Source organism: Janibacter sp. Soil728, assembly GCF_001428305.1.
GTDB lineage: Bacteria > Actinomycetota > Actinomycetes > Actinomycetales > Dermatophilaceae > Janibacter.
Genome location: NZ_LMRZ01000001.1, coordinates 783,535 through 807,354, shown reverse-complemented (window position 1 = coordinate 807,354; position 23,820 = coordinate 783,535). Strand labels below are relative to the sequence as shown.

Below are 23,820 nucleotides of genomic sequence, written 5' to 3'. Positions count from 1 at the left end.
GGTCCCCACCAGTTGATCTGGCGGGAACCCCCCTTCGTCGTACGGTTCAGAGGCGACGGTCGTCGCGAACGATGGTCTCTCGACGGCGACGGTCGACGATCAAGCTCAGGACGATGGCCAGGGCGCCCAGGATGATGGCGATCCAGCCGATGGCTGCGAGGTCCAGGCCCGCGATCGACATGTCGCCGTTGTAGGCGAAGACGATGACGAGGCCGATGAGGAGTAGCAGGATGCCTGCTCCGATGTACATGTGTCGCTCCTTGTCTCCGGCTCAGAGCCGGCTGTCGGTCTGGGTGGGGTCTGCACGCTCGACCGGAAGATGGCGTCCGCGGGGCTCCTTGGGGTCACCACGAACCCCGAGGTGGGTCTGGATGCCGGGCGACTTGCGCGGACGGTCGAGGAGCAGGAAGCCGATCACCATCAGCACGCTGAAGATGATGATGAAGATCCAAAACAGCGCCTCGCCGCTCATGCCGTCTCCTTCGATCGTCGTGTCATCTCGAGTATGCCGCACCCTCTGCGGCTGAGCAGGGCTGCGATCCCAGTCGGCTCAGTGCTCGCGGCCGAGCTCGGCGAGGTGCCGGTTGTAGGCGTCGAGCTCGGCATCGCCGTCCCGATCGACCTTCCGGTCGCGACGGGTGGTCTCGCGGTCGTCGCTGCGCATCCACTGCCAGGCCACGGCCATCGCGAGGACCAGTGTCGGCGCCTCGCCGACGCCCCAGGCGATGGCTCCGCCCTTGCGCTGGTCCGCGACCGGGTCGGTCATCCACTGCAGGTCGAGCCGGCCGAAGTAGTCCGGCGCGAGGAGCTCGGTCGACTGCGTGAGGATGACGCCGAAGAAGGCATGGAAGCTGATCGTGGCGAGCAGCACGACGAAGAGCGCCAGCGGGGGCCACCGCTTGGGCCCCGGGTCGATCCCGATGAGCACCCAGACGAACATGTAGCCCGAGGCCAGGAAGTGGGCCATCATCAGCACGTGCCCGGTGTGGGTGCGCATGGCCAGCTCGAAGAGCGGGCTGTAGTAGAAGATCGCCAGGCTGAAGAAGAACAGCGAGGCCGCGACGGCCGGGTTGGCGAGCACTCGCAAATAGCTCGAGTGGACGATCGCGAGGATGACCTCCCTCGGACCGAGGGTCTTGTCCTTGCGTGCCCGCATGGCCCGCAGGGCGAGCGTGATCGGCGCGCCGGGCACCATGAGCAGCGGCGCGATCATCGCCACCCCCATGTGCTCGATCATGTGCCAGCTGAAGAGGACCTTGCCGTATACGCCGGGACCGGCCGAGGTGAAGTAGAAGAAGACCACCCAGCCGAGAACCCAGCTGATCGTGCGCAGCGCCGACCAGTGATCGCCGCGAGCGCGCAGGCGCAGTGCCCACCGGACGTACACGACGATCGCGATGACCGACACCGCGAGCCAGAGCCAGTCGATCTGCCACGTGGTCAGCCAGCTCGTGGAGCTCGGCGGGCCGGGGTCCGGGTAGCCGGACAGGTCGTAGACGATCGCGTTCTGCGGCGCCACCTGCGCGCTGTCGGGGGTCGGCGTACGGCTGACGGCCACGCCCAACCCCATGGCAGCGGCCATGACTGCCACCTCACCGACGGCCAGACGGACGAAGGGGGCGGCCCCCTTCGCGCCTGCCTCCAGCCCCGCGATGGTGCGGGAGCGGTGCCACCAGCCGAAGGCCCCGAGCACGACGGCCGCGACGGACTTGAGGATGAGCAGGACGCCGTAACGCGAGTCGAGTCCGGAGAGGCCACCGATGTTGATCCAGCTCGCGAGCAGCCCCGAGGCCACGAGCAGGACGAAGCACCAGGCCGCGATGCTCGAGTAGCGCCGCGTGGTGACCGCCAGATGGGTGCCGAGCGACGGGCGGACCACGAGCAGCGCCACCAGTCCCCCGATCCACACCGTCGCCGAGACGAGGTGGAAGGCGAGTGCGTTGACGCCGCTCATGTGGTCCAGGCTCGAGGCCGAGTGGCCGGCCAGAGCCAGGGGCAGCAGCGCCACGATCGAGGCTGCCGCCGCCCAGGCCAGGGCGCCCTTGCTCTGGGCCAGGGGCACCGTCACGGCGATCACCGCGACGATGACCGAGGAGATCACCGCGGTGCGGGTGCTGTCGAGGTCCCAGACGAAGGCCACGAGCTGGGAGAGGTACTGCGGATCGGTGAGCGGGATGCCCGCGAGCGACGCGAAGTCGGTGAGCATGCGTCCGAGACCGGCGAGGAACCACACGATCGCCGCTCCCCCGGCGAGCCGGGCGAGCGTCTCCCGGCGCGTGGTGCGCGTGGTCTCGGGCACGAGGAAGGCGCCGATGACCAGGGCGCCGACGGTGACGGCAGCAGCTGCGTCGTGGAGGGTCCGCAGGATCGGGAGCGACCATCGCACCAGGGGGCCGGGGTCGCCGAGCTCGAGCGCTGCAGCGCCCCCGCCGAAGGCGGTCGCGGCCAGGACGACGACGATCGACACGAGACCGAGGACCCCGAGCGGCGATGAGGAGGTGCGGCCGATGCTCGAGGTGGTGGACATGCCCTCTAATCTAGGCACCAACACCCCTGACGTTGGCATCGCCTGCGCGGGAACCATCACCAAACGAGGAAACGCCGTGCCTGCCACAGCCCGTCAGCTCAGCACCAGCGTCCTTCGCATGCTGCGCACGCTCCATGCCACCCGCGCCCGGGCGCCGCGAGTCCACCCGGGCGTCGAGGTCAGCCACCACTCCGTGCTCGTCGCCGTGCGCGACCAGCCCAGCCGCGTCGGCGACATCGCCGAGCGCAACCTCTCCGACGCCTCCACCGTCAGCCGCCAGGTGAGCCACCTGACCTCTCTCGGGTTCCTCCACAAGGTCCCCGACCCCGACGACGGCCGCGCCCAGCTCGTCGCGCTGACCGACGAGGGCGTCGCCCTGCTCGACGCGCTCGTCGAGCGCCGTGAGGCCTGGTACGCCGAGCTCCTCGCGGACTGGAGCGAGGAGGACATCGCCGCGTTCGTCTCCTACGTCGACCGCTTCTGCGACTCGGTGGCCGCCGACGAGCGGCACCAGCGCTGACCCGGCACCATCACCGGGCGCACTGCCGAGCCCGGCACGAAGGGCGGACCTCACCGATGCGGTGAGGTCCGCCCTTCGTCGTACGGTCTCGGCTCAGGCCCAGAGGAAGGCCGTGCCCGGGTCGTGGAGCAGCGCGGCCACGTCGGCGAGCAGCTTGGAGCCGAGCTCGCCGTCGACGAGCCGGTGGTCGAAGGAGAGCGCGAGCTGGGTGACCCAGCGCGGCTCGATCGACTCGCTGCCGTCGGCCGCCGTCACGACCCACGGCATGCGGCGGACCGCACCGAAGGCGAGGATCGTCGCCTCCCCCGGGTTGAGGATCGGGGTGCCGGTGTCGACGCCGAAGACGCCGACATTGGTGATCGTCGCGGTGCCGCCGGACAGGTCCGCGGGCTGGGTGCGACCCTCACGGGCCGTGGCCACGAGACCGCCGAGGGCTCCCGCGAGATCGTGCAACGAGAGCTGGTCGGCAGCCTTGATGTTGGGCACGAGCAGGCCGCGCGGCGTCGCCGCAGCGATGCCGAGGTTGACGCTGCCACGCAGCACGATCTCCTGCGCTGCCTCGTCCCAGCTCGCGTTGGCCTCGTGGTGACGCCGCAGCGCGAGGCAGAACGCCTTGGCCACGATCAGCAGCGGCGTGACCTTGACGTCCTTGAAGGCACGGTCCTTCTTGAGCCGCTCGACCATCTCCATCATCGCGGTGACGTCGACGGTGACGAACTCCGTGACGTGGGGTGCGGTGAAGGCCGAGGAGACCATCGCCGCGGCGGTCGCCTTGCGCACACCCTTGATCGGGACGCGCACGTCCGCTGCTGCGGCGAAGGGGGCTCCCGCTCCCTGAGGTGCGAGGGCGCCAGCGCCCGAGCCTCGAAGGGCAGGAGCCGCCGAGGTCGCCGTGGTCGGCGCCGTACCCGACGACGCCGCCTCGACGTCGGCGCGGGTGACGATGCCACCCTCGCCGCTCGGGGTGATCGACTGCAGGTCCAGGCCCAGGTCCTTGGCGAGCTTGCGCACCGGCGGCTTGGCCAGGGCGCGGGTGCGCTCGGGCGTCAGCGGCTCGGCCGCGGGAGCCGCGGGAGCCGCGGGGGTCGGGGCCGGGGCTGGTGTCGAGACCGCAGCGGCCGGTGCCGATGCGGGGGTAGGCGTCCCACCCTTGCGGGCGCGACGACGGGTGCTGCCGGCCTTGGCGCCGTAGCCCACGAGGTTGGGGCCGCTGGCCTCGTCCCCCTCGTCGGCGGCGGGCGCAGCCGGGGTAGCCGGCTCGGGGTCGGAGCCGGCGACCTCGACGGCGATGATCGGGGCGCCCACGTCGACGGTGTCGCCCTCGGCGGCGAGGAGCTGGACGACCTTGCCCGCGAAGGGGATCGGCAGCTCGACGAGCGACTTGGCGGTCTCGACCTCGATGACGATGTCGTTGACGGCGACCTCGTCGCCGACCTTGACCTTCCACGTCGTGATCTCGGCCTCGGTCAGGCCCTCACCGGGGTCGGGCAGGTTGAAGTTCTTGACGGCCACGTGTCCTCCTGGTCAGTGCGCGAAAGAGCGGTCGACGGCGTCGAGGACGCGGTCGAGGGTGGGGAGGTACTCCTCCTCGAAGCGGCTGGGCGGGTAGGGGATGTTGTATCCCCCGACCCGCAGCACCGGCGCCTCGAGGTGGTAGAAGCACTCCTCCTGGACCCGGGCGGCGATCTCCGCACCGAGGCTGACGAAGGTCTGCGCCTCGTGGACGATGACCGCCCGACCGGTCTTCTTCACCGACGACGTGATCGTCGGCAGGTCGAGGGGGCTGAGCGAGCGCAGGTCGATGACCTCGAGGTTGCGGCCCTCCTCCTGTGCCGCCGCGGCGGCCTGGAGGCAGGTCTTGACCATGGGTCCGTAGCAGAGCAACGTGAGGTCGCTGCCCTCCTTGGCCACACGGGCGTCGTACAAACCAAGGTCAGGGGAACCCCCTTCGTCGATCTCGGTCTCGCCCCGCTCGTGGTACCGACGCTTCGGCTCGAAGAAGACCACCGGGTCGTCGGTCTCGATGGCCTGCTGGATCATCCAGTAGGCGTCCGCTGCGTTGCTGCACGAGACGACCCGCAGGCCGGCGGTGTGCGCGAAGTAGGCCTCGTTGGACTCGCTGTGGTGCTCGACCGCGCCGATGCCGCCACCGCAGGGGATGCGGATGACCATCGGCATCTTGAGGTGGCCGAGGGAGCGGGCGTGCATCTTGGCGACCTGGCTGACGATCTGGTCGAAGGCCGGGTAGACGAAGCCGTCGAACTGGATCTCGACGACGGGGCGGTAGCCGCGCAGTGCCAGCCCGACCGCGGTGCCGACGATGCCGGACTCGGCGAGCGGGGTGTCGATGACGCGGTGGTCACCGAAGTCCTTCTGCAGGCCCTCGGTGATGCGGAACACGCCGCCGAGCTTGCCGACGTCCTCGCCCATGAGGACGACCTTGGGGTCCTTGTCCATCGCCTTGCGCAGGCCGGCGTTCAGCCCCTTGGCGAGGGAGAGTCGGGTGCCGCTCATGCCTGGCCCCCTTCCTCGGCGAAGCCGGCGTGGTAGGCGAGGAACTCCTCGCGCTCGGCCTCCACCAAGGGGTGTGGCTCGGTGTACTGGTTGTCGAACATCGTCGGCAGCTCCGGGTCGGGCATCTCCTGGCAGGCCTTGCGGATGCGAGCGGCGACCTCATCGGCCTCCGCGTCGACGGCGGCGAAGAACTCGGGGTCGGCGTGACCGCGCTCCTGCATGAAGCCGCGCATGCGCTTGATCGGGTCCTTGTGCTTCCAGATCTCGACCTCGGCATCGCTGCGGTACTTCGTCGGGTCGTCGGAGGTCGTGTGCGCGCCCATCCGGTAGGTGTAGGCCTCGATGAGGGTGGGGCCCTGGCCGCTGCGCGCCTTGTCGAGCGCGTCCTTGGCGACGGCGTAGGACGCGAGCGGGTCGTTGCCGTCGACGAGCACGCCGGGGAAGCCGAAGCCGCGGGCGCGCTGGTAGGGCGGGATGATGAACTGCTTGTCGTTGGGCTCGGAGATGGCCCACTGGTTGTTCTGCACGAAGAAGACGACCGGGGCGTTGGTCACGGCCGCGAAGACGAGGGCCTCGTTGAAGTCGCCCTGGCTCGTGCCACCGTCACCGGTGAAGGCCATGACGGCCGCGTCGCGCTCCGGGTCGCCGGTGCCCATGTCGCCGTCGGCCGCGATGCCCATGCCGTACCCGACCGCGTGGAGCATCTGGTTGCCGATGACGATCGTGTAGAGGTGGAAGTTGTTCTCGTTGGAGTCCCACCCACCGTGGTTGACCCCGCGGAACATGCCGAAGAGGCTCACCGGGTCGACCCCGCGACACCACGCGACGCCGTGCTCGCGGTAGCCGGGGAAGGCGTAGTCCTGCGCGCGCAGCGCGCGACCGGCGCCGACCTGCGCGGCCTCCTGGCCGAAGAGGCTCGGCCACAGGCCGAGCTCACCCTGGCGCTGGAGGGCGAAGCCCTCGGCGTCGATGCGGCGCACGAGCACGAGGTCGCGGTAGATCGTCCGCGCGTCCTCGCTCGTCATGTCCTCGACGATCTGGGCGTACGGGGCATTGGTCTCGTTGGTCGCCAGACGGTTGCCGTCCGCGTCGACGAACTGGACCATCTCCGGGTTGTCGTCGGAGAAGTGCCCCGAGATCTGCGAAGGGGGCGTGGGCCCCATCTCGGGCGAGGGCTCGAAGGCCCCTGCCATACGTCCTCGGGTCCCGGCGTGGCCGGCGACGTCGCTGTCGCTCACTGCTGCTCCCTTCGGCCTCGGCTCAGGGGATCGCCCCGCCCGCGGCCACGGAGGGCGTCGTCTGACGCCTCGATCGGCTGCGGCGGGCTTGTGACCCGAGCCACAGTTCATTGGCGTGAGCCAACCTAGCGTCTCAGCAGGTGGACGCCCAAACCGGGACCTGCATTGCCCTAGGGCAATGCAGGTGAGCGGTCGGGCTGACATGCTGAGCCCATGACGAACTTCTTGATCCGGACCGGAGTCAACGCCGTCGCCCTGTGGGTGGCCGCGTGGCTGATCGACGGCATCGTCCTCGCCGACAACGACACGACCTTTGCCTCGAAGTTCACGACCGTCATCCTCGTCGCGCTGATCTTCGGCGTGGTCAACGCGATCGTGAAGCCGATCGCCAAGGTGCTCGCCTTCCCCGCGATCGTCCTCACGCTCGGGCTCTTCACCTTCGTCGTGAACGCCTTCCTCCTGCAGATCACCGAGTGGATCTCGGGCCCCCTCGGCCTGAGCTTCGGGATCACGAAGTTCTGGTGGGACGCCGTCATCGGCGCACTGGTCATCACTCTGGTCTCGATGGTCCTCAACTGGGTCCTGCCGGAGAAGGAAGACCTCGACCGCTGACCACTCACCCCTGACTCTGCATTGCCCTATGGCAATGCAGACGAACGGTCGAGGGAATCGCGCATTGCCATAGGGGAATGCACCGCCCTCGTCTCGTTGTGGAAAACCTCGCGGTTCGCGGGCCGATTTCGGCCACGGTTGCGCCATGACCATGACCAGAGCATCGAGACTGCGCCGCCACGTCGCCGCCTTCCGTGACCTGCCGCTCTTCAGCACCGAGCAGGCTCGCGCCGACGGCATCTCAGGGCACGACCTGGCACTTCTCGTGCGGCAGCGGCTGATCTGGCGAGCCGCGCAGGGGTGGTACTCGTGCCGTCCCGACGCGACGGAGGACGAGCGCCACATCCTGCGGACCGTCGCCAACCTTCGCCTCCTCGGCGACGGCGCTGCGGCCTGCCGCGTCTCGGCAGCGCTGCTCCACGGACTGCCTGTGGCACGGTGCGACCTCTCGACGGTGGAGATCGCGACGGTGGGCGTCAGCCATGGCCGGACGCGGCGGGGCGTGCGCGTGAGCGAGTTCGCGGCGAAGGGGGTGGAGTGCGTCGACGTCCACGTCCCCTTGGTCGATGCCACCGTGCGAGTCGTCGACCCCGTCACCGCGATCGTCGGCACCGCGATGAGCAACAACCCCATGGCCGGGTTGGTTGCGGCCGACCATGCCCTGCGGCTCGAGGTGTGCACGACCGAAGACCTCAGCCGCGCTGTGGCATCGCGGACCGGTTCGCGGGGCATTGCCGCGGCCCGACGAGCCCTCGAGCATGTCGAGGGACGCCACGAGTCACCCGGCGAGACGCTGACGGCCGCCATCCTGCGCAACGGTCCGTGGGAGTTCGACCCGCAGGTCCGGGCGCGCGCACGCGGCCACAACTACCGGGTGGACTTCGCCCTGAGGGAGTACAAGATCGCCATCGAGTTCGACGGCGAGGTGAAGTACACGGGGCCCGAGGTGATGGCCAGACAGCTCGCCCGCGACGCGGACCTGCGCGCGGAGGGCTGGATCGTCCTCCACTTCGTGTGGGCGGACCTCACGGAGGACTCGATCATCCTCGACCAGATCCGCGCGGCCGTCGACGAGGTCCGCGCAGCTGCCTGACCCCCCTTCGCCACGGCCGCGCCGACCACGCTCCCGGCCGCGTCTGCATTGCCATAGGGGAATGCAGACGAACGGTCGGGGGGCCGCGTGCATTGCCATAGGGCAATGCAGGGGGTTGGGGCCGTCAGGCGCGCGCGAACTCCCGCGCCACGTCGAGGAGCCGGTCGTTGGCCTCGGTCTCGCCGATGCTGACGCGCACGCCGTCCGTGCCGTAGGGCCGCACGGACAGACCGGCGTCGGCGCAGGCCGCGACGAAGTCGCCCGTGCGCTCGCCGAGCGGGAACCACACGAAGTTGGCCTGGCTGTCGGTCATCTCCCAGCCCGCCTCCCGCAACCCCGCGAGGACCCGCGCGCGCTCCGCGACGATGTCCTTGACCCGCACGTCGAGCTCGTCCTTGGCGTCGAGTGAGGCGATCGCCGCGGCCTGGGCGATGAGGTTGACGCCGAAGGGGGTGGCCGTCTTGCGCAGCGCCTCGGCCACCGGCTCGGGTGCGATGGCGTAGCCCACGCGCAGACCGGCCAAGCCGTACGCCTTGGAGAAGGTGCGCAGCAGCATGACGTTGTCGTGCTGGCGGCGAAGGGAGAGCCCGTCGACCTCCCCTTCGCCCTCGACGAACTCGAGGTAGGCCTCGTCGACGACGATCAGGACATCGCGCGGCACCTTGGCGATGAAGTCCTCGAGCTCGGCGTGCTTGACGGCCGGCCCGGTCGGGTTGTTGGGGGTGCACACGAGGACGACGCGGGTGCGGTCGGTGATCGCCGCGGCCATCGCGTCGAGGTCGTGGCGGTGGTCAGAGGTGAGTGGGATCTGCACGGACCTCGCACCAGCGATCGCGACGACGATCGGGTAGGCCTCGAAGGAACGCCAGGCGTAGACGACCTCGTCGCCCGGGTCGCAGGTCGACTGGATGACCTGGGCGAGAACGCCGACGGAGCCGGTGCCGGTCGCGATCTGCTCGCGGGGCACGTCGAGGTACTCGGCGAGAGCGTCGGTCAGGCCGGTGACGCCCATGTCGGGGTACCGGTTGACCTGACCTGCCGCCTCGCGGATGACCTCGAGGACCGAAGGGAGCGGCGGGTTGGGGTTCTCGTTGGACGAGACCTTGTAGACCGTGAGGCCTTCGCGAGGAACCGGCGGCTTGCCAGCAACGTAGGCGGGAACCTGGTCGAGGGCCGAGCGCAGCCGTGGGGTGTCCATGCGCGCACCTTAACCACCCGGCGTGATCGTCCGCACAGGATCGCCCGCGCTGCGGGGTCTGTGTGGTCCTCTGGTGGGTCATGATTGAGCGGGGGGCAGCGATGGCGCGCCCGCGGCGAAGGAGAAATTGATGAGCGGCGACAGCCGACCCTCACGGCGACGCGACCTCTGGGACGACGAAGGTCCCGAGGGCACCGAGACCCCCACAGCAGCAACAGCCACCCCCGTGACGAAGGGGGAGGACGCCGACTCCCCACCCTCGCGCCGCTCCCGCCGGCGTGAGAAGGAGGGCAAGAAGCGCCCCGTCTTGCTCCTCGCCCTCGCCGCGCTCCTCGTGCTCGCCCTCTGCGGCGTCGGCGCCTTCGCCGCGTTGGGGGGCGACGACAGCACCGATTCCGCCTGCGGTGACCGGGCGATCACCGTCGCCGCCACCCCCGAGATCGCTGGTCCGCTCGAGGAGGCTCTCGCCAAGGTCAAGGAGAGCAACCAGTGCGCGGCCTTCGACGTCACCCCCACCTCGGCCGCCGACGCCGCGAAGAACATCAACGAGGGCCAGGCCCCTGACATCTGGATCCCGGACAGCTCGACCTGGATCGACGCGATCGACGCGAGCAAGACCAAGGGTCAGTGGATCGAGGGCCAGTCGATCGCCTCCTCCCCCGTCGTGCTGGCCAGCGGCGCCGACCAGACCAAGAAGGTCATGGACTTCCCGTCCTGGGGCACCCTCGTCAACAAGGACGGCGGTCTGCGGATGGCCAACCCCGACACCGACACGGCCAGCCGACTCGCCTTCCACGCCAGCCGAATCGGGCAGCCGGACCGGATCGGCCTCGAGACCGGCTCCCGCCTGATCTTCATGTCGCGCTTCGCGGCGCCGTCGCTCACCAAGCTGTTCGCCGACTACACCGCGGACCAGAAGAAGACCCAGCCCTTCCCCGCGTCCGAGCAGCAGATCGCTGCCTACAACGAGGACAACCCGGACGTCACCCCCCTTCGCGCGGTGATGCCGGCCAAGGGAACGCTGTCGCTGGACTACCCGTGGATCATGAACCCCGAGCTGAGCGGCGAGGTGCTCAAGACCGCCGACAGCGCACGGACCGAGCTCGGCACCCTCACGATGCGCGAGGCGCTGACCCAGGCCGGCTTCCGCGAGTCCAACGGCTCGGGTGGGCCGGAGGTCGCCGGGCAGCCCGCGGCCAAGCTGGTCGAGCTCGAGTCGCTGGACCGCGACGAGCGCATCGCCGCCGTCGATCAGTGGGACAAGATGCGCACGGACATGCGCATGCTCGCCGTCGTCGACGCGTCCGGCTCGATGGAGCGACCCAGCCCGACCCCCGGCATGACGCGCTGGGAGGTCACCAAGGGAGCGCTCAGCAAGGGCGCCAGCATCCTGCCGGCCGGCAGCGAGGTCGGTGCGTGGATCTTCAGCACCGATCAGTCCAAGGGCAAGGACTACCGTCAGATCTCGCCGGTCAAGCGACTGGACAGTGCCGACGGCGCGGGCAGCCACCGCGACAAGCTGGGCAAGCTCATCGAGGGCAGCGACCAGTACCTCGGCGGCGACACCGCGCTCTACGACTCGATCTGGGCCGCACACCAGAAGATGGTCAAGGAGTACGACCCCGAGTACGTCAACTCGATCGTCGTCTTCACCGACGGCGAGAACGACGACCCCAACGGTGGCCTGACCCTGAAGCAGCTGCTCACGAAGCTCGACGACGCCTACGACTCGAAGAAGCCGGTGCGCGTCATCACCATCGGCATGGGCGAGGCCAACCCGACCGCGCTGCAGAAGATCTCCGACGAGACGGGCGGCACGAGCTACATCGCCGAGACGCCCGACGACATCGAGCGGGTCTTCGTCCAGGCACTGCTGGCGCGCAGCGGACGCTGACCGGGGCGAAGGGGGCGACCGTCACGATGTCGTGACGGTCGCGGCGTGGATGTCCCCGCACTGCCCGGCGCGGTGGCACGATGGCGCGCACCGGGCACGCTTCCAGTGCCCCAACGTGCATCTGGAGGACCACCATGCGCCGTGCCCACGTCGCTCTCTTCGTCTCGCTCGCCGTCAGTGCCGGCGCTCTGTCCGCCTGCGGTTCCGACACCCTGGAGGGCAGCGGGTCCAGCGGCAGTGACGCCCCCACCGCAGCCGCCGACGTGAAGGTCGACGACGCCGTCGCGGAGCTCGTCCCCGCCGACATCAAGAGCAAGGGCACGCTCAGCATCGGCTCCGACGCCTCCTACGCCCCCAACGAGTTCCTCGGAGACGACGGCAAGACCGTCGAGGGCATGGACGTCGACCTCTTCACGGGTGCCGCCGCCAAGATGGGCCTGAAGACGACGTGGAAGAACGCCCCCTTCGACGGGCTGATCCTCGGTGTGGACTCCAACAAGTACGACGTCGCGGTCAGCTCCTTCACGATCAACGACGAGCGCAAGAAGCAGGTCTCGATGATCAGCTACTTCAACGCCGGCACGCAGTGGGTGACGACGAAGGGCAACCCCGGCAAGGTCGACCCCAAGGACCCCTGCGGCAAGACGGTCGGCGTGCAGAAGGGCACCGTCCAGCTCGACGAGCTGACCGCCCTCAACAAGAAGTGCGACCAGAAGATGAAGCTCGTCGTCGAGGGCGAGCAGTCCAAGGTCACCGCGAGCCTCGTCTCGGGCAAGACCGAGGCCATGGCCGCCGACTCCCCCATCAGCCTCTACGCCGTCAAGCAGCAGGGTGACGAGCTCGAGGCGCTCGGCGACACCTACGACTCCGCCCCCTACGGCATCGTCGTCCCCAAGGACCAGACGAAGTTCGGTGAGGCCATCGCCGCCGCCTTCGAGAGCATGAAGAAGGACGGCAGCTACGACGCCATCCTGAAGAACTGGGGTAACGAGTCGGGCGGCATCGACTCCTTCGCGGTCAACCCCTGATGACCACCGGCAGCGGTGCGGCGATCCCCCCTTCGACCGTCGAAGGGGGGTCGGCTCCCCTGTCCGACACCGGCCCCATCAAGGCTGTCCCGGTGCGTCACCCGGGGCGCTGGGTCGCACTCGTCATCATCGCGATCTTCTTCGCGATGGTCATCTCCAGCTTCGTCACCAACGAGCGCTGGGACTGGCCCTTCGCCTTCCAGGTGATGAACTACTCCCCCGTCCTCGAGGGCCTGCTCAAGGGCACCATCCTCGCGACGATCGGCTCGATGATCATCGGCGTCGGCCTCGGTGTGGTCATCGGCGTCATGCGGCTGTCGGACAACCCGGTGCTGAAGTTCGTCGGGTTCCTCTACACCTGGTTCTTCCGCGGGATCCCCCGCCTGGTGCTCGTCGTGCTCTTCGGCACCGGCATCGGCTACCTCTACCCGAAGTTCGACATCGGGCCCTTCCCCTTCAGCCAGCAGCTCGCCGGGTGGCTGGGGATGAGCAGCGACCTGACGCTCTTCACCTTCAACGTCAACCAGATCAGCAGCACGCTCATCTGGGGCATCATCGCGATGGGCCTCTCCGAGGCGGCGTACATGGCCGAGATCGCGCGCGCCGGCATCATGTCGGTCGACAACGGCCAGCGTGAGGCCGCCTCCGCGCTGGGCATGAAGCCGAGCCTGTCGATGCGTCGGGTGATCCTGCCGCAGGCGATGCGGGTCATCATCCCGCCGACGGGCAACGAGACGATCGCGATGCTCAAGGACACCTCGCTCCTCATGGCACTGCCGCTGAGCACCGAGCTCTTCTTCCAGGCCCAGGCCATCGGCAACCGGACGCTGAAGATCATGCCAACCCTCATGGCGGCCTGCATGTGGTACCTCGTGATCACCTCGGTGCTCATGGTCGGGCAGTACTTCCTCGAGCGGCACTTCGGTCGCGGCTACGGCAACACGTCCGTGCAGACCAAGACCGACACCACGAAGACCCGCCTGATGGGTCTGACGATCGGAGGCGGCAAGTGAGCGGCATGCCACTCGTCCACGCGGTGCAGGTCCGCAAGTCCTACGGCAGCAACGAGGTCCTCAAGGGCATCGACATGGATGTCGCGGCCGGCGAGGTCGTCTGCCTGCTCGGGCCGTCCGGCTCGGGCAAGACGACCTTCCTGCGGTGCATCAACCAGCTCGAGGACATCCAGGCGGGGAGGATCTGGGTCGACGGTGACCTCATGGGCTACCGCGACCAAGGATCCCCGGGGGCGTCGAAGCTCCACCGCCTGAAGGACAAGGAGATCGCTGCCCAGCGCCGCGAGATCGGCATGGTCTTCCAGCGCTTCAACCTCTTCCCCCACATGACGGCTCGCGAAAACATCATGGAGGCACCGATCAAGGTGCAGGGCCGCCGCAAGGCCGAGGTGCGCACCGAGGCCGACGCCTTGCTGGAGAAGGTCGGTCTGGGCGACAAGGCGAGCGCCTACCCCAACCAGCTCTCGGGTGGCCAGCAGCAGCGGGTCGCCATCGCGCGGGCGCTGGCGATGCAGCCCAAGCTGATGCTCTTCGACGAGCCGACCTCCGCGCTCGACCCGGAGCTCGTCGGTGAGGTCCTCGAGGTCATGCGCGACCTCGCCGGCCAGGGCATGACGATGATCGTCGTGACCCACGAGATGGCCTTTGCGCGGGATGTCGCCGACCGGGTCGTCTTCATGGACGGCGGCGTCGTCGTCGAGCAGGGCAAGCCGAGCGAGGTCATCAACCACCCGCAGCACGCCCGGACCCGCGACTTCCTCAAGCGGCTGCGCTCCGAGCACGAGCGGGTCGCCGAGGCCGCTGCCGACCTGGTCTGACGCCCTTCCCCTTCCGCTCGGTGGGAGATGGTTGTGTGAGGGTGGGGGCATGTCCGACCCGACCGTCATCGTGCGCGAGCGACCCGACACCCGCAGCGACGGCCCGATGCTGGGCGGTGAGCGCGAGGTCCTCGAGCACTGGCTGGACCTGTACCGCGAGACGGTCTTCCTCAAGGTCGCCGGGCTGAGCGGTGACCAGCTCGCGAGCCGGGCGGTCCCCCCTTCGTCCCTGAGCCTGGCGGGGGTGGTGCGCCACCTCACCGAGGTCGAGACCTACTGGCTGCGGACCGTGCTGCTCGGCGAGGACGTGGTCGCCCGCTGGTCGACGAAGGGGGATCGCGACGCCGACCTCGTCGGCGCCACCGCCGACAACGCGGCCGAGTCGATCGAGGCCTACGAGCAGGAGCTCGCCGCCTCACGGGCCGCGCTGGCCGGGTGGAGCGACCTCGACGGCGCGGTGGTGGGCCGGCGTCGCGGCCAGCAGCTCAACCTGCGCTGGATCCTCACCCATCTGATCGAGGAGTACGCCCGCCACCTGGGCCACATGGACCTGCTGCGCGAGGCGGTCGACGGGCAGACCGGCTACTGACATCGGCGTAGGGTGACGCGGTGCGTCGCCTCCGGGGCCTGCTGGCCGACACTCGCCCTCTGAAGGTTCCGGCCTACCGACGTCTCTTCACCGCCCAGATCGTCACGGTCATCGGGGCACAGCTGACGGTCGTGACCGTCCCGGCCCAGATCTACTCGATGACCGGGTCGAGCGCCTATGTCGGGCTGACCGGCCTCTTCGGCCTCGTGCCACTGGTGATCTTCGGCCTCTACGGCGGGTCGCTGGCCGACCACTTCGACCGGCGGCGGCTGCTGACGGTCACGACGTGGGGCCTGATCCTCACCTCGGCGATCTTCTTCGTCCAGGCGGCACTCGGCAACACCAATGTCTGGCTGCTGCTGGCGATCTTCTCGATGCAGCAGGCCTTCTTCGGGGTCAACCAGCCCACTCGCTCGGCCGTCCTCCCCCGGATCGTGCCGGCCAACCTGCTGCCCGCGGCCAACACGCTCAACATGACCGTCTTCACCGGCGGCGCGATCGCCGGGCCGCTCATCGGCGGCGCACTCATCCCCCTTCTCGGGTTCTCGTGGCTCTACCTCGTCGACACCCTCTTCCTCTTCGCGACGCTCTGGGCGGTCATCTCCCTTCCCCCGCTGCCGGTCACGGTCATCGCCGGCTCCTCCCCCGGCCTGCGCTCGGTCATCGACGGCTTCGTCTACCTCGCGACCCAGCCGGTGCTGCTCATGTCCTTCGTCGTCGACCTGATCGCGATGGTCTTCGGCATGCCGCGCGCGCTCATCCCCGAGATGGCGCACGTCGACTTCGGCGGGCCGGCCGAGGGTGGTCTGGCCTTCGCCCTGCTCTTCGCCGCCATGCCGATCGGCGCCTTCCTCGGCGGCGTGGTGTCGGGATGGGTCTCGCGGGTGGAGCGGCAGGGCCTCGCGGTCACCGCCGCGATCCTCGTGTGGGGTGGGGCGATCGTCGGCTTCGGTGTCGCGATCGCCTTCGCGGACGGGCTGCTCGTGCCGTGGCTGGGGATCGCCTGCGTCTTCTTCGCGATCGGCGGCGCTGCGGACACGGTCTCGGCGGCCTTCCGCTCGACGATGCTCATGACGGCCGCGACCGACGCGATGCGCGGCCGCCTGCAGGGCGTCTTCATCGTCATCGTCGCTGGCGGTCCACGAGTCGCCGATGTCCTCCACGGGCTGGTCGCCGGCGAGCTCGGCACGGCAGTGACGACGATCGGCGGTGGTGTCCTGGTCATCGTGCTGACGCTCGTCGCGACCGCGGTGAGCCCGGCCTTCGTGCGGTACCGGGTGGCGAGGGCCTGAGCAGCGATCCCTTCGAGACGCTTGCTGCGCAAGCTCCTCAGGGAGCGGGCACCATCCGGTTTGGCAGCCACCGCGGACCGGAGTAGCGTCTACGACGTCATGTAGTACTAGACGTCGTAGGAGATACGATGGACGTGCTCGATCTCGCTCGGTGGCAGTTCGCGATCACCACCGTGTACCACTTCTTCTTCGTGCCGGTCACGATCGGGCTGTCGGCCATCGTCGCCTGGTACCACTCACGGTGGATCCGCACGCGCAACGAGGACCACCTGCGGATGGCGAAGTTCCTCGGCAAGCTCTTCACGATCAACTTCGCGCTCGGGCTCGTCACGGGCATCGTCCAGGAGTTCCAGTTCGGGATGAACTGGTCGACCTACTCCCGCTTCGTCGGCGACATCTTCGGCGCACCGCTCGCCCTCGAGGCGCTGCTCGCCTTCTTCCTCGAGTCGACCTTCCTCGGCCTGTGGATCTTCGGCTGGGGTCGCATCCCCGAGCGGCTGCACGCGGCGACCATGTGGATCGTGCACATCGGCACCCTGCTGTCGGCCTACTTCATCCTCGCCGCCAACTCCTTCATGCAGCACCCCGTCGGCTACCGGATCAACCCGGTGACCGGGCGTGCCGAGATGGCCGACTTCTGGGCGGTGCTCACCAACCCGGTCCAACTCGTCGCCTTCCCCCACGTCATCACCGCCTGCTACCTCGTCGGTGGCGCCCTCGTCATGGCCGTCGGCCTGCACAAGCTGCGCCAGGGCACGGCGAAGGGAGGTCCCTCCGCCGATCGCAGGATGTACCGCCACGCGGCCCGCTTGGGTGCCGTCGTCGTCCTCGTCGCGGGGATGGGTGTGGCCATCAGCGGTGACCTGCAGGGCAAGGTGATGACCGAGGTCCAGCCGATGAAGATGGCGGCCGCCGAGGCCCTGTACGACACCCCGCCCGCCGGTGAGTGCGCCCCCTTCTCCGTCCTGACCATCGCCGGCCTCGGTGGGGAGAACCCCAAGCACGTCATCGAGATCCCCTGCCTGCTCTCCTTCCTGGGCACCGGCAGCTTCGACGGGCAGGTGCGCGGCATCGCCGACCTCGAGGCGGAGTACCGCGAGAGCTTCGGCGACGGCGAGCTGACGCAGGCAGACACCTACGTCCCGCCGATCGCGATGACCTACTGGAACTTCCGCCTGATGATGGCCACGGGCTTCTTCGCCATGGCCGTCGGCGCCTGGGTCCTCTGGGCGACGCGCAAGGACCGGATCCCCATGCAGCGGTGGGTCTTCGGGCTCATCGTGCTCACCCCGATCGCGACCGTGCTGGGCCACAGCTTCGGCTGGATCTTCACCGAGGTCGGCCGCCAGCCCTGGGTCGTCTTCGGCGAGATGGCGACACACACCGCGGTCTCCCCGAGCGTGGGGACCGCCGACGTGTGGACCTCGATGCTCGTCTTCACGGCCCTCTACGGCGGGCTCGCCGTCGTCGAGGTCCGCCTCCTGCTCGACTACATCCGCCGCGGCGCCGAACCCTTCGAGGCCCCGCGTCTCGTCGAGGACGACCAGCCGCTCGAGTTCTCGTACTGATCGGGGAGCACTGACATGGATCTCATCACCGTCTGGTTCGTCCTGCTGGCCGTCCTGTGGACCGGCTACCTCGTCCTCGAAGGCTTCGACTTCGGTGTCGGGATGCTGCTGCCGGTGCTCGAGGGCAAGGGCAGCGAGGTGGAGCGCGACGACAAGCGCCGCACGATGCTCACGACCATCGGCCCGCACTGGGACGGCAACGAGGTGTGGCTGCTCACCGCGGGCGGCGCGACCTTCGCCGCCTTCCCCCACTGGTACGCCACGATGTTCTCCGGCATGTACCTGGCGCTGCTGCTCCTGCTCGTCACGCTCATCCTGCGCAACATGGGGTTGGAGTACCGGCACAAGCGCACCGATCGGCTGTGGGTGCGCCGCTGGGACCTGGCGATCGTCGGCGGGTCCTTCATCGCCCCCTTCCTCGTCGGTGTCGCGCTGACCAACCTCGTGGCCGGACTGCCGATGACCGAGCACACCATGGGCACGACGAAGTACACCGAGTTCGACGGGTCGCTGCTCAGCCTGCTCACGCCGGTCGCGCTGCTCGGCGGGCTCACCGTCACCGTCCTCTGCCTGGCCCACGGCGCGCACTTCCTCGCGCTGAAGACCACCGGTGAGATCCGCGAGCAGGCCCGGCGCATCGCGACCACAGCCGGCCTGGTCTCGGCCGTCCTGGCCGTCACTCTCTTCGTCTCGCTCGGGATGCAGCGCGGCACGCCTGCCGCGTGGGTGGTCATGGCCGTCGCTGCCGTCGCCCTTCTCGCTGCGATCGCCGCCAATGCGAAGGGAGCGGAAGGCCGGGCCTTCATCGGCACCTCCGCGACGATCGGCCTGACGGTGGTCAGCTACTTCCTCATGCTCTCGCCCAATGCCATCAACGGCCGTGGGGACAGCGCGGACCTCACCCTCGCCGCCGCGGCCAGCTCACCGATGACGCTCACGATCATGACGTGGGCGGCGGCGGTCTTCACCCCGATCATGATCGGGTACACGCTCTGGAGCTACTGGATCTTCCGCCGTCGGCTGTCGGTGGAGCACCTGCCGCAGCGGCACGCGGTCAAGGCCGACGTCAAGGCCGACGCCGAGGCCGAGGCCGGCGCGCAGGCGTCGGCGGAGGCGCACTGACGATGAGGCCCTTCGATCCGCGCATCCTGCGGGTGGTCCCAGCCACCCGCAGGCCGGTCGCGGCCCTCGCGGGCATCGGTGTGGCCCAAGGGATAGCGACGATCGGGACCGCCTTCGCCCTGGCGGTCCTCGTGGTGTCCGTGGTGCGCGGCCAGGACCTGGTCGCACCGATGGTCTGGACGGGTGGCCTCTTCGCGGTGCGCGCCCTGCTCGGGGCGGCCTCGGAAGCCATCGCGGCCCGCGCCGGCACGGTGGTGGCAACCCACCTGCGCGAGCAGCTGATCGCGGCGTGGTCACAGCGCACGATCCACCAACGCCCCTTCGAGGCTCCTTCGTCGCACCTCAGGACACCGCCCTCTCGCGACAGGGCGCTCACCCTCGCGACGCAGGGCACGAGTGCGGTCGAGCCCTATGTCGCGAAGTACCTGCCGGCGCTCGTCTCGGCCGCCGTGGTCCCGCCGCTGGCCATCGCCTGCCTGCTCGTCGTGGACTGGCCGAGCGCGCTCGTCGTGATCCTCACCGTGCCGCTCCTCCCGCTCTTTGCCGCACTCATCGGGGCGACGACGCAAGAGGACACGGAGCGGCGGTGGGACTCCCTTCGCGATCTGTCGGGTCACTTCCTCGACGTCATGCGCGGACTGCCGACGCTCGTCAGCTACGGCCGGGCCGAGCGCCAGGTCGAGGTCATCGGCGAGGTCAGCCAGCGTCATCGCCGGGCGACGATGCGCACGCTGCGACTCGCCTTCATGTCCGCTGCGGCCCTCGAGCTGCTCGCGACGATCTCGGTCGCGATCGTCGCCGTGGTCGTCGGCCTGCGCCTGACCACCGGGTCGATGGACCTGCTCATCGGGCTCACCGCGATCCTGCTCGCGCCCGAGGCGTACTGGCCGATCCGCCGGGTGGGCACCGAGTTCCACTCCGCCGCAGACGGGGCCGCCGCCCTCGACGAGATCCTTGCCGACCTCGACCCGCATTCCCCTATGGCAATGCAGGAAGACGCGCATTCCCCTATGGCAATGCAAGAAGACGTGCATTCCCCTATGGCAATGCAAGAGAACGTGCATTCCCCTATGGCAATGCAGGGAGCGAAGGGGGGTGCCCCCTTCGGCCTGCCCGGCACCGTCTCGCTCGCCGGGGTGGACTACAGCTATCCCGGCACGGAGCGGACGGTCCTGGCGGGCGTCGACCTCGTCGCCGGCCGCGGGCTGACCGTCATCACCGGGCCGTCGGGGTGCGGCAAGACCACCCTGCTCGAGGTCATCGCCGGTATCCGCCGACCCGACCGTGGAGAGGTCAGCGCACCCGAGGTGCACCTGGTGACGCAGCGCCCCTTCCTCGGCGCCGGCACCCTGCGCGCCAACCTGACGATCGCCGGCCCGGCCGAGTCCACCGATGTCTGGCAGGCGCTGCGCGAGGTCGGACTCCATGAGGCCATCGCCACGCTCCCCCTGGGCGTCGACAGCCCCCTCGGCGACGACGGCTTCGGACTGTCAGCCGGCCAGCGCGCCCGGCTCGTCCTCGCCCGGGCGCTGCTCTCCCCTTCGCCCGTGGTCCTGCTCGACGAACCGACCGCCCACGTCGACCCGGAGTCGGCGGCCACGATCGGAGACACCATCACCCGCCTCGCCGCCACCCGCACGGTCATCGCGGTCAGCCACCAGCCCGACCTCGCGGCTCGGGCCAACCACCACGTCCGCCTCGGCCAGCAGGCGGTGACCCGATGAGTGCGCACGACCTCAAGGAGATGCGTCCGGGTGCGCACGACCTCAAGGAGATGCGGCTTCTGGGACTCAGCCGCGGGCTGATCATGGCCGGTCTTCTCGGTGGGATCGCGACCGCCTCAGGCATCGCCCTGACGACGACCTCGGGCTGGCTCATCGTCCGCGCCGACCAGCGCCCGCAGATCATGCTGCTGCTGACGACGATCGTCGCCGTGCGCACCTTCGGTCTCGCACGTCCCCTCTTCCGCTACTGGGAGCGCCTGCGCAGCCACGACGTCGCCCTCGGCGACCTCGCCGAGCGGCGCACCCGGACCTATGCCGCCCTCGTCCCCCTCACCCCGGCCAGGCTCGGCTCCCGTGGCCGCGCCGACCTGCTCACCGGCGTCGTCGACGACCTGACCGACGTCGTCGAAGCATCGGTCAGGGTCACGGTCCCGGCGATCGCCGCACTCCTCGCCGGCATCACCTCCGCCGCCCTCACCGCGCTCGTCGACCCGAGGGTCGGTCTGGTCATCGCAGGCATGCTCGCCGCCACCGCCGTGGTCGCCGCCTTCGCCGACCGCCTCGAGTCACACGCACAGACCGAGGTGCTCGCGGCCCGCGCCGAGGTCGCCCGCATCGCCCAGCTGAGCGCCGACCACGCAGACGAGCTGCGCTCCATCGGGGGCACGGCGACGGCCACCGGGTGGTTGACCACCGCCCACGACACGCTGCATGCCACAGTCACTCGCCAGGCGCGCGGCCGATCCATCTCTGCCGCAGCGGTGCTCATCATCACCGGCGTCGGCGCTCTCGTCTCTGCAGCCCTCGCCGCCACCTCCGGCGCGAGCACCCCCGTCATGGCCCTGCTCGTCCTCGCCCCCGTCGCGACCGGCGAAACCCTCGGAGTCCTCACCGACGCCACCCGCGCCCACGCCCGGGCCCGCGCCTGCCAGCAGCGCCTTGACGAGCTGCTCGACCAGGAGCTGGCCGTCGCCCACGGAGTAGCCGGGGGGATCCCCCCTTCGGCCTCGCCAGGTGTGCATTGCCCTAGGGCAATGCAGGGTCTGGACCACGCGCCGCGGCTGGAGCTGCGCGGCCTCACCGCCGGCTGGCTCCCCGGGCGCACCGACCTCGGCCCCCTCGACCTGGCCGTCGATCCGGGCGCCCGGATCGCGCTCGTCGGCCCCAACGGCAGCGGCAAGTCGACCGCCCTCGCCGTCCTCGCCCGGCACCTCGACCCGAGCGGTGGGAGCTACACGATCGACGGCACCGACGTCACCGACCGCGACCTGACCGACGTGCGTGCGCTCTTCGCCATCGTGGACGACGAGCCGCACGTCCTCGCCGCGACCCTGCGCGCCAACCTGGCCCTCGCCGCACCGGAGGCCGACGACGAGGGGCTGGTCGACTCCCTTCGTCGGGCGGGGCTGGGCACGTGGTTCGCCGGACTCCCACACGGTCTCGACAGTCGTCTGGGGTCTGGCGGCCTGGGCATCTCGGGGGGCGAGCGGGCCCGGCTGTCCATCGCCCGCGCGATCGCCAGCGGACGGCCGGTGATCCTGCTCGACGAGCCGGTCGCGCACCTCGACCACCCGACCGCCGAGGCCGTCATCACCGACCTGCTGCAGCACGCCGGCGACCGGTCGGTGATCATGGTGACCCACCACGGGGTCGGCCTGGACCGCATGGACCGCATCGTGACGATCGAGAAGGAAGGAGCGAGCCACCGTGCCCACCAAAGCATCGCTGGGTGACCTCGAGCAGGCGATCATGGACGTGCTGTGGGCCGACGAGGCCGGCACCGGACTGACCGTCCGCGAGGTCTCCGACCGGCTCACCGGCCGCGACCTCGCCTACACGACCGTCATGACCGTGCTCTCCCGCCTCGAGGTCAAGGGAGTGACGACCCGCGAGCGCGACGGGCGCGCCTGGCGCTACCGGCCGGCGTCCACTCGTGAGTCCCTCACCGCGCAGGCCATGCGCAGCCCGCTTCACGACCTGAGCAGCGCGGACCGGCAGGCCGCGATCCTGCACTTCCTCTCCGAGGCGAGCGCCGACGACCTCGACGCCGTCCGGACCGCGATGGCCGACGTCGAGGCGAAGGGAGACCGTCCCCGCCGTCGTCGCGGACGGGGTGCGGCAGACTCCACCGGGTGATAGCCGCACTGCTGCTGCTCTGCGCGGCAGCACTCCTCACCGCGCCGCACGTCCTCGTGCGGATCGAGCGACTGCGCCGCAGCCCGCGGGCGGCGCTCTTCGTCTGGCAGGCGCTCTCGTCGTCCGCCGTCCTGTGCCTGCTGACCGCGGCCCCGATCGCCTGGCTGCGACCCCGCCCTCTGCCAAGCGTGCCTGAGGCGCTCGTCCTCGTCGTCGCGACGATCGCCTCGATCGGGGTCCTCGCGCGGCTGCTCATCAACGGGCACAACGTCGGTCGCCGGATCCGGGCCGCCCGCGACGAGCACCGCCAGCTCGTCGACCTCGTCGGCCGGCACGAGGGCGCACACACCCGGGTGCTCCCCTCGGAGCGACTGTCCGCCTACTGCGTCCCCGGCGCAGGCTCGCGGCTCGTCATCACCGAGGCGGCGCTGACCGCGCTGCCCGGCGACCAGCTGGCGGCCGTCGTCGCCCACGAGGAGGCGCACCTGCGCGAGCGCCACGACCTCGTCCTGGAGTTCTTCACCGTCCTGCACACCGCGACCCCGCGACCGCTGCGCACCGACGCCGCCCTGCGCGAGGTCGCCCTGCTCGTCGAGGTCCTCGCCGACCGCGCCGCCCGCGAAGACGTGGGTGAGGTCGCGCTCGGACGAGCCATCGTCTCGCTGTCCGAGGCCGCCGCTCGGACCGACCTGACGCCGGGGGTCTCCGCCGGCACGGGGGCAGCGGCCACCCGCATCCGCCTGCTCGTCGCCGACGACCCGGCGCCCTGGCAGACGCTCGTCCTCTACGTCATCTGTGCTGCCGCTCTCGTCGTGCCGCCGACCCTCGTGACCGTCGTCGTGCGCTGACCGGGGAATCCCCCTTCGTCATCGGGGTGCTCACCCCCCTAGCCGGGGGGCGGGAGCGCTCTCTAGTGTTGGGCCAACCGGCGCCC

Annotated in this window: 22 protein-coding genes; 15 read left to right on the top strand and 7 right to left on the bottom strand. The window is 69.8% G+C overall.

Translation table 11 applies throughout. The features are described 5' to 3' along the window. Positions 1 to 46: 46 nt before the first annotated feature. The 3 genes from ASG73_RS03895 to ASG73_RS03885 form a co-directional block, all read right to left on the bottom strand. Positions 47 to 250, bottom strand: a complete 204-nt coding sequence (locus ASG73_RS03895) for a DUF6458 family protein (RefSeq protein ID WP_055990969.1) — start codon at positions 248 to 250, stop codon at positions 47 to 49. Between the two features lie 21 nt (positions 251 to 271). After that, positions 272 to 472, bottom strand: a complete 201-nt coding sequence (locus ASG73_RS03890) for a hypothetical protein (RefSeq protein WP_055990966.1) — start codon at positions 470 to 472, stop codon at positions 272 to 274. A gap of 78 nt (positions 473 to 550) precedes the next feature. Then, positions 551 to 2,527, bottom strand: a complete 1,977-nt coding sequence (locus tag ASG73_RS03885; RefSeq protein ID WP_055990963.1) for a cytochrome c oxidase assembly protein — start codon at positions 2,525 to 2,527, stop codon at positions 551 to 553. A gap of 118 nt (positions 2,528 to 2,645) precedes the next feature. Here ASG73_RS03885 and ASG73_RS18050 point away from each other — a divergent pair, with 118 nt between their 5' ends. Continuing rightward, positions 2,646 to 3,047: a MarR family winged helix-turn-helix transcriptional regulator gene (locus ASG73_RS18050; RefSeq protein ID WP_162253959.1), complete on the top strand. Its 402-nt coding sequence runs from the start codon at positions 2,646 to 2,648 to the stop codon at positions 3,045 to 3,047. A gap of 93 nt (positions 3,048 to 3,140) precedes the next feature. Here ASG73_RS18050 and ASG73_RS03875 read toward each other — a convergent pair whose 3' ends face one another. The 3 genes from ASG73_RS03875 to pdhA are packed head-to-tail and all read right to left on the bottom strand — an operon-like array spanning position 3,141 to position 6,799. Continuing rightward, entirely contained in the window at positions 3,141 to 4,559 is a 1,419-nt protein-coding gene (locus tag ASG73_RS03875; protein ID WP_055990957.1) for a dihydrolipoamide acetyltransferase family protein, read from the bottom strand. A gap of 12 nt (positions 4,560 to 4,571) precedes the next feature. Next, complete coding sequence (locus ASG73_RS03870) at positions 4,572 to 5,561, bottom strand: alpha-ketoacid dehydrogenase subunit beta (RefSeq protein WP_055990954.1); 990 nt, start codon at positions 5,559 to 5,561, stop codon at positions 4,572 to 4,574. Beyond that, the gene (gene pdhA, locus ASG73_RS03865; RefSeq protein ID WP_055990951.1) at positions 5,558 to 6,799 is read right to left on the bottom strand and encodes a pyruvate dehydrogenase (acetyl-transferring) E1 component subunit alpha; all 1,242 of its coding nucleotides are present in this window, start codon (positions 6,797 to 6,799) and stop codon (positions 5,558 to 5,560) included. Before pdhA ends, ASG73_RS03870 begins: the two co-directional genes overlap by 4 nt. Positions 6,800 to 7,012: 213 nt before the next feature. Between pdhA and ASG73_RS03860 the strand changes: the two genes are divergently transcribed. After that, the gene (locus ASG73_RS03860; RefSeq protein WP_055990948.1) at positions 7,013 to 7,411 is read left to right on the top strand and encodes a phage holin family protein; all 399 of its coding nucleotides are present in this window, start codon (positions 7,013 to 7,015) and stop codon (positions 7,409 to 7,411) included. Positions 7,412 to 7,556: 145 nt separating this feature from the next. Continuing rightward, complete coding sequence (locus tag ASG73_RS03855; protein ID WP_082566968.1) at positions 7,557 to 8,504, top strand: endonuclease domain-containing protein; 948 nt, start codon at positions 7,557 to 7,559, stop codon at positions 8,502 to 8,504. Between the two features lie 124 nt (positions 8,505 to 8,628). Here ASG73_RS03855 and hisC read toward each other — a convergent pair whose 3' ends face one another. Further along, a complete protein-coding gene (gene hisC / locus ASG73_RS03850) occupies positions 8,629 to 9,702 on the bottom strand; it encodes a histidinol-phosphate transaminase (RefSeq protein ID WP_055990940.1) in 1,074 nt (357 codons plus the stop codon). A gap of 130 nt (positions 9,703 to 9,832) precedes the next feature. Here hisC and ASG73_RS03845 point away from each other — a divergent pair, with 130 nt between their 5' ends. From ASG73_RS03845 to ASG73_RS03790, 12 genes are all read left to right on the top strand, one after another. Continuing rightward, on the top strand, positions 9,833 to 11,596 hold the full coding sequence (locus tag ASG73_RS03845; protein ID WP_055990937.1) for a substrate-binding domain-containing protein: 1,764 nt from the start codon (positions 9,833 to 9,835) through the stop codon (positions 11,594 to 11,596). 134 nt (positions 11,597 to 11,730) lie between these two features. Then, the gene (locus tag ASG73_RS03840; protein WP_055990934.1) at positions 11,731 to 12,624 is read left to right on the top strand and encodes an ABC transporter substrate-binding protein; all 894 of its coding nucleotides are present in this window, start codon (positions 11,731 to 11,733) and stop codon (positions 12,622 to 12,624) included. Next, positions 12,624 to 13,637, top strand: coding sequence for an amino acid ABC transporter permease (locus ASG73_RS03835; protein WP_082566967.1), 1,014 nt, complete (start codon positions 12,624 to 12,626; stop codon positions 13,635 to 13,637). The genes ASG73_RS03840 and ASG73_RS03835 overlap by 1 nt, the downstream gene beginning before the upstream one ends. Before the next feature lie 5 nt (positions 13,638 to 13,642). Next, entirely contained in the window at positions 13,643 to 14,455 is an 813-nt protein-coding gene (locus ASG73_RS03830; RefSeq protein ID WP_055991454.1) for an amino acid ABC transporter ATP-binding protein, read from the top strand. A 49-nt stretch (positions 14,456 to 14,504) separates the two neighbouring features. Further along, positions 14,505 to 15,044 (top strand): DinB family protein, encoded by a 540-nt coding sequence (locus ASG73_RS03825; RefSeq protein ID WP_055990931.1) that lies wholly within the window; start codon positions 14,505 to 14,507, stop codon positions 15,042 to 15,044. A 20-nt stretch (positions 15,045 to 15,064) separates the two neighbouring features. After that, the gene (locus ASG73_RS03820; protein WP_055990929.1) at positions 15,065 to 16,336 is read left to right on the top strand and encodes an MFS transporter; all 1,272 of its coding nucleotides are present in this window, start codon (positions 15,065 to 15,067) and stop codon (positions 16,334 to 16,336) included. Between the two features lie 128 nt (positions 16,337 to 16,464). Beyond that, a complete protein-coding gene (locus tag ASG73_RS03815) occupies positions 16,465 to 17,904 on the top strand; it encodes a cytochrome ubiquinol oxidase subunit I (RefSeq protein ID WP_055990926.1) in 1,440 nt (479 codons plus the stop codon). Between the two features lie 15 nt (positions 17,905 to 17,919). After that, entirely contained in the window at positions 17,920 to 19,026 is a 1,107-nt protein-coding gene (gene cydB, locus ASG73_RS03810) for a cytochrome d ubiquinol oxidase subunit II (RefSeq protein ID WP_055990923.1), read from the top strand. Positions 19,027 to 19,028: 2 nt separating this feature from the next. Next, a complete protein-coding gene (cydD, locus tag ASG73_RS03805) occupies positions 19,029 to 20,750 on the top strand; it encodes a thiol reductant ABC exporter subunit CydD (RefSeq protein WP_055990920.1) in 1,722 nt (573 codons plus the stop codon). Further along, positions 20,747 to 22,483 carry a thiol reductant ABC exporter subunit CydC gene (cydC, locus tag ASG73_RS03800; RefSeq protein WP_235499343.1) on the top strand — a complete coding sequence of 579 codons (1,737 nt, stop codon included), beginning with the start codon at positions 20,747 to 20,749 and terminating at the stop codon, positions 22,481 to 22,483. Before cydD ends, cydC begins: the two co-directional genes overlap by 4 nt. Continuing rightward, positions 22,458 to 22,886 (top strand): BlaI/MecI/CopY family transcriptional regulator, encoded by a 429-nt coding sequence (locus tag ASG73_RS03795; protein ID WP_082566966.1) that lies wholly within the window; start codon positions 22,458 to 22,460, stop codon positions 22,884 to 22,886. The genes cydC and ASG73_RS03795 overlap by 26 nt, the downstream gene beginning before the upstream one ends. Beyond that, on the top strand, positions 22,883 to 23,734 hold the full coding sequence (locus ASG73_RS03790) for a M56 family metallopeptidase (protein WP_055990917.1): 852 nt from the start codon (positions 22,883 to 22,885) through the stop codon (positions 23,732 to 23,734). Before ASG73_RS03795 ends, ASG73_RS03790 begins: the two co-directional genes overlap by 4 nt. The last annotated feature ends 86 nt before the right edge of the window (positions 23,735 to 23,820 follow it).

Coding starts and splice junctions, on each gene's coding strand:
- ASG73_RS03895 (WP_055990969.1), bottom strand. CDS start 250: ATGTACATCGGAGCAGGCATCCTGCTACTCCTCATCGGCCTCGTCATC.
- ASG73_RS03890 (WP_055990966.1), bottom strand. CDS start 472: ATGAGCGGCGAGGCGCTGTTTTGGATCTTCATCATCATCTTCAGCGTG.
- ASG73_RS03885 (WP_055990963.1), bottom strand. CDS start 2,527: ATGTCCACCACCTCGAGCATCGGCCGCACCTCCTCATCGCCGCTCGGG.
- ASG73_RS18050 (WP_162253959.1), top strand. CDS start 2,646: ATGCTGCGCACGCTCCATGCCACCCGCGCCCGGGCGCCGCGAGTCCAC.
- ASG73_RS03870 (WP_055990954.1), bottom strand. CDS start 5,561: ATGAGCGGCACCCGACTCTCCCTCGCCAAGGGGCTGAACGCCGGCCTG.
- ASG73_RS03860 (WP_055990948.1), top strand. CDS start 7,013: ATGACGAACTTCTTGATCCGGACCGGAGTCAACGCCGTCGCCCTGTGG.
- ASG73_RS03855 (WP_082566968.1), top strand. CDS start 7,557: ATGACCATGACCAGAGCATCGAGACTGCGCCGCCACGTCGCCGCCTTC.
- hisC (WP_055990940.1), bottom strand. CDS start 9,702: ATGGACACCCCACGGCTGCGCTCGGCCCTCGACCAGGTTCCCGCCTAC.
- ASG73_RS03845 (WP_055990937.1), top strand. CDS start 9,833: ATGAGCGGCGACAGCCGACCCTCACGGCGACGCGACCTCTGGGACGAC.
- ASG73_RS03840 (WP_055990934.1), top strand. CDS start 11,731: ATGCGCCGTGCCCACGTCGCTCTCTTCGTCTCGCTCGCCGTCAGTGCC.
- ASG73_RS03835 (WP_082566967.1), top strand. CDS start 12,624: ATGACCACCGGCAGCGGTGCGGCGATCCCCCCTTCGACCGTCGAAGGG.
- ASG73_RS03830 (WP_055991454.1), top strand. CDS start 13,643: ATGCCACTCGTCCACGCGGTGCAGGTCCGCAAGTCCTACGGCAGCAAC.
- ASG73_RS03825 (WP_055990931.1), top strand. CDS start 14,505: ATGTCCGACCCGACCGTCATCGTGCGCGAGCGACCCGACACCCGCAGC.
- ASG73_RS03815 (WP_055990926.1), top strand. CDS start 16,465: ATGGACGTGCTCGATCTCGCTCGGTGGCAGTTCGCGATCACCACCGTG.
- cydB (WP_055990923.1), top strand. CDS start 17,920: ATGGATCTCATCACCGTCTGGTTCGTCCTGCTGGCCGTCCTGTGGACC.
- cydD (WP_055990920.1), top strand. CDS start 19,029: ATGAGGCCCTTCGATCCGCGCATCCTGCGGGTGGTCCCAGCCACCCGC.
- cydC (WP_235499343.1), top strand. CDS start 20,747: ATGAGTGCGCACGACCTCAAGGAGATGCGTCCGGGTGCGCACGACCTC.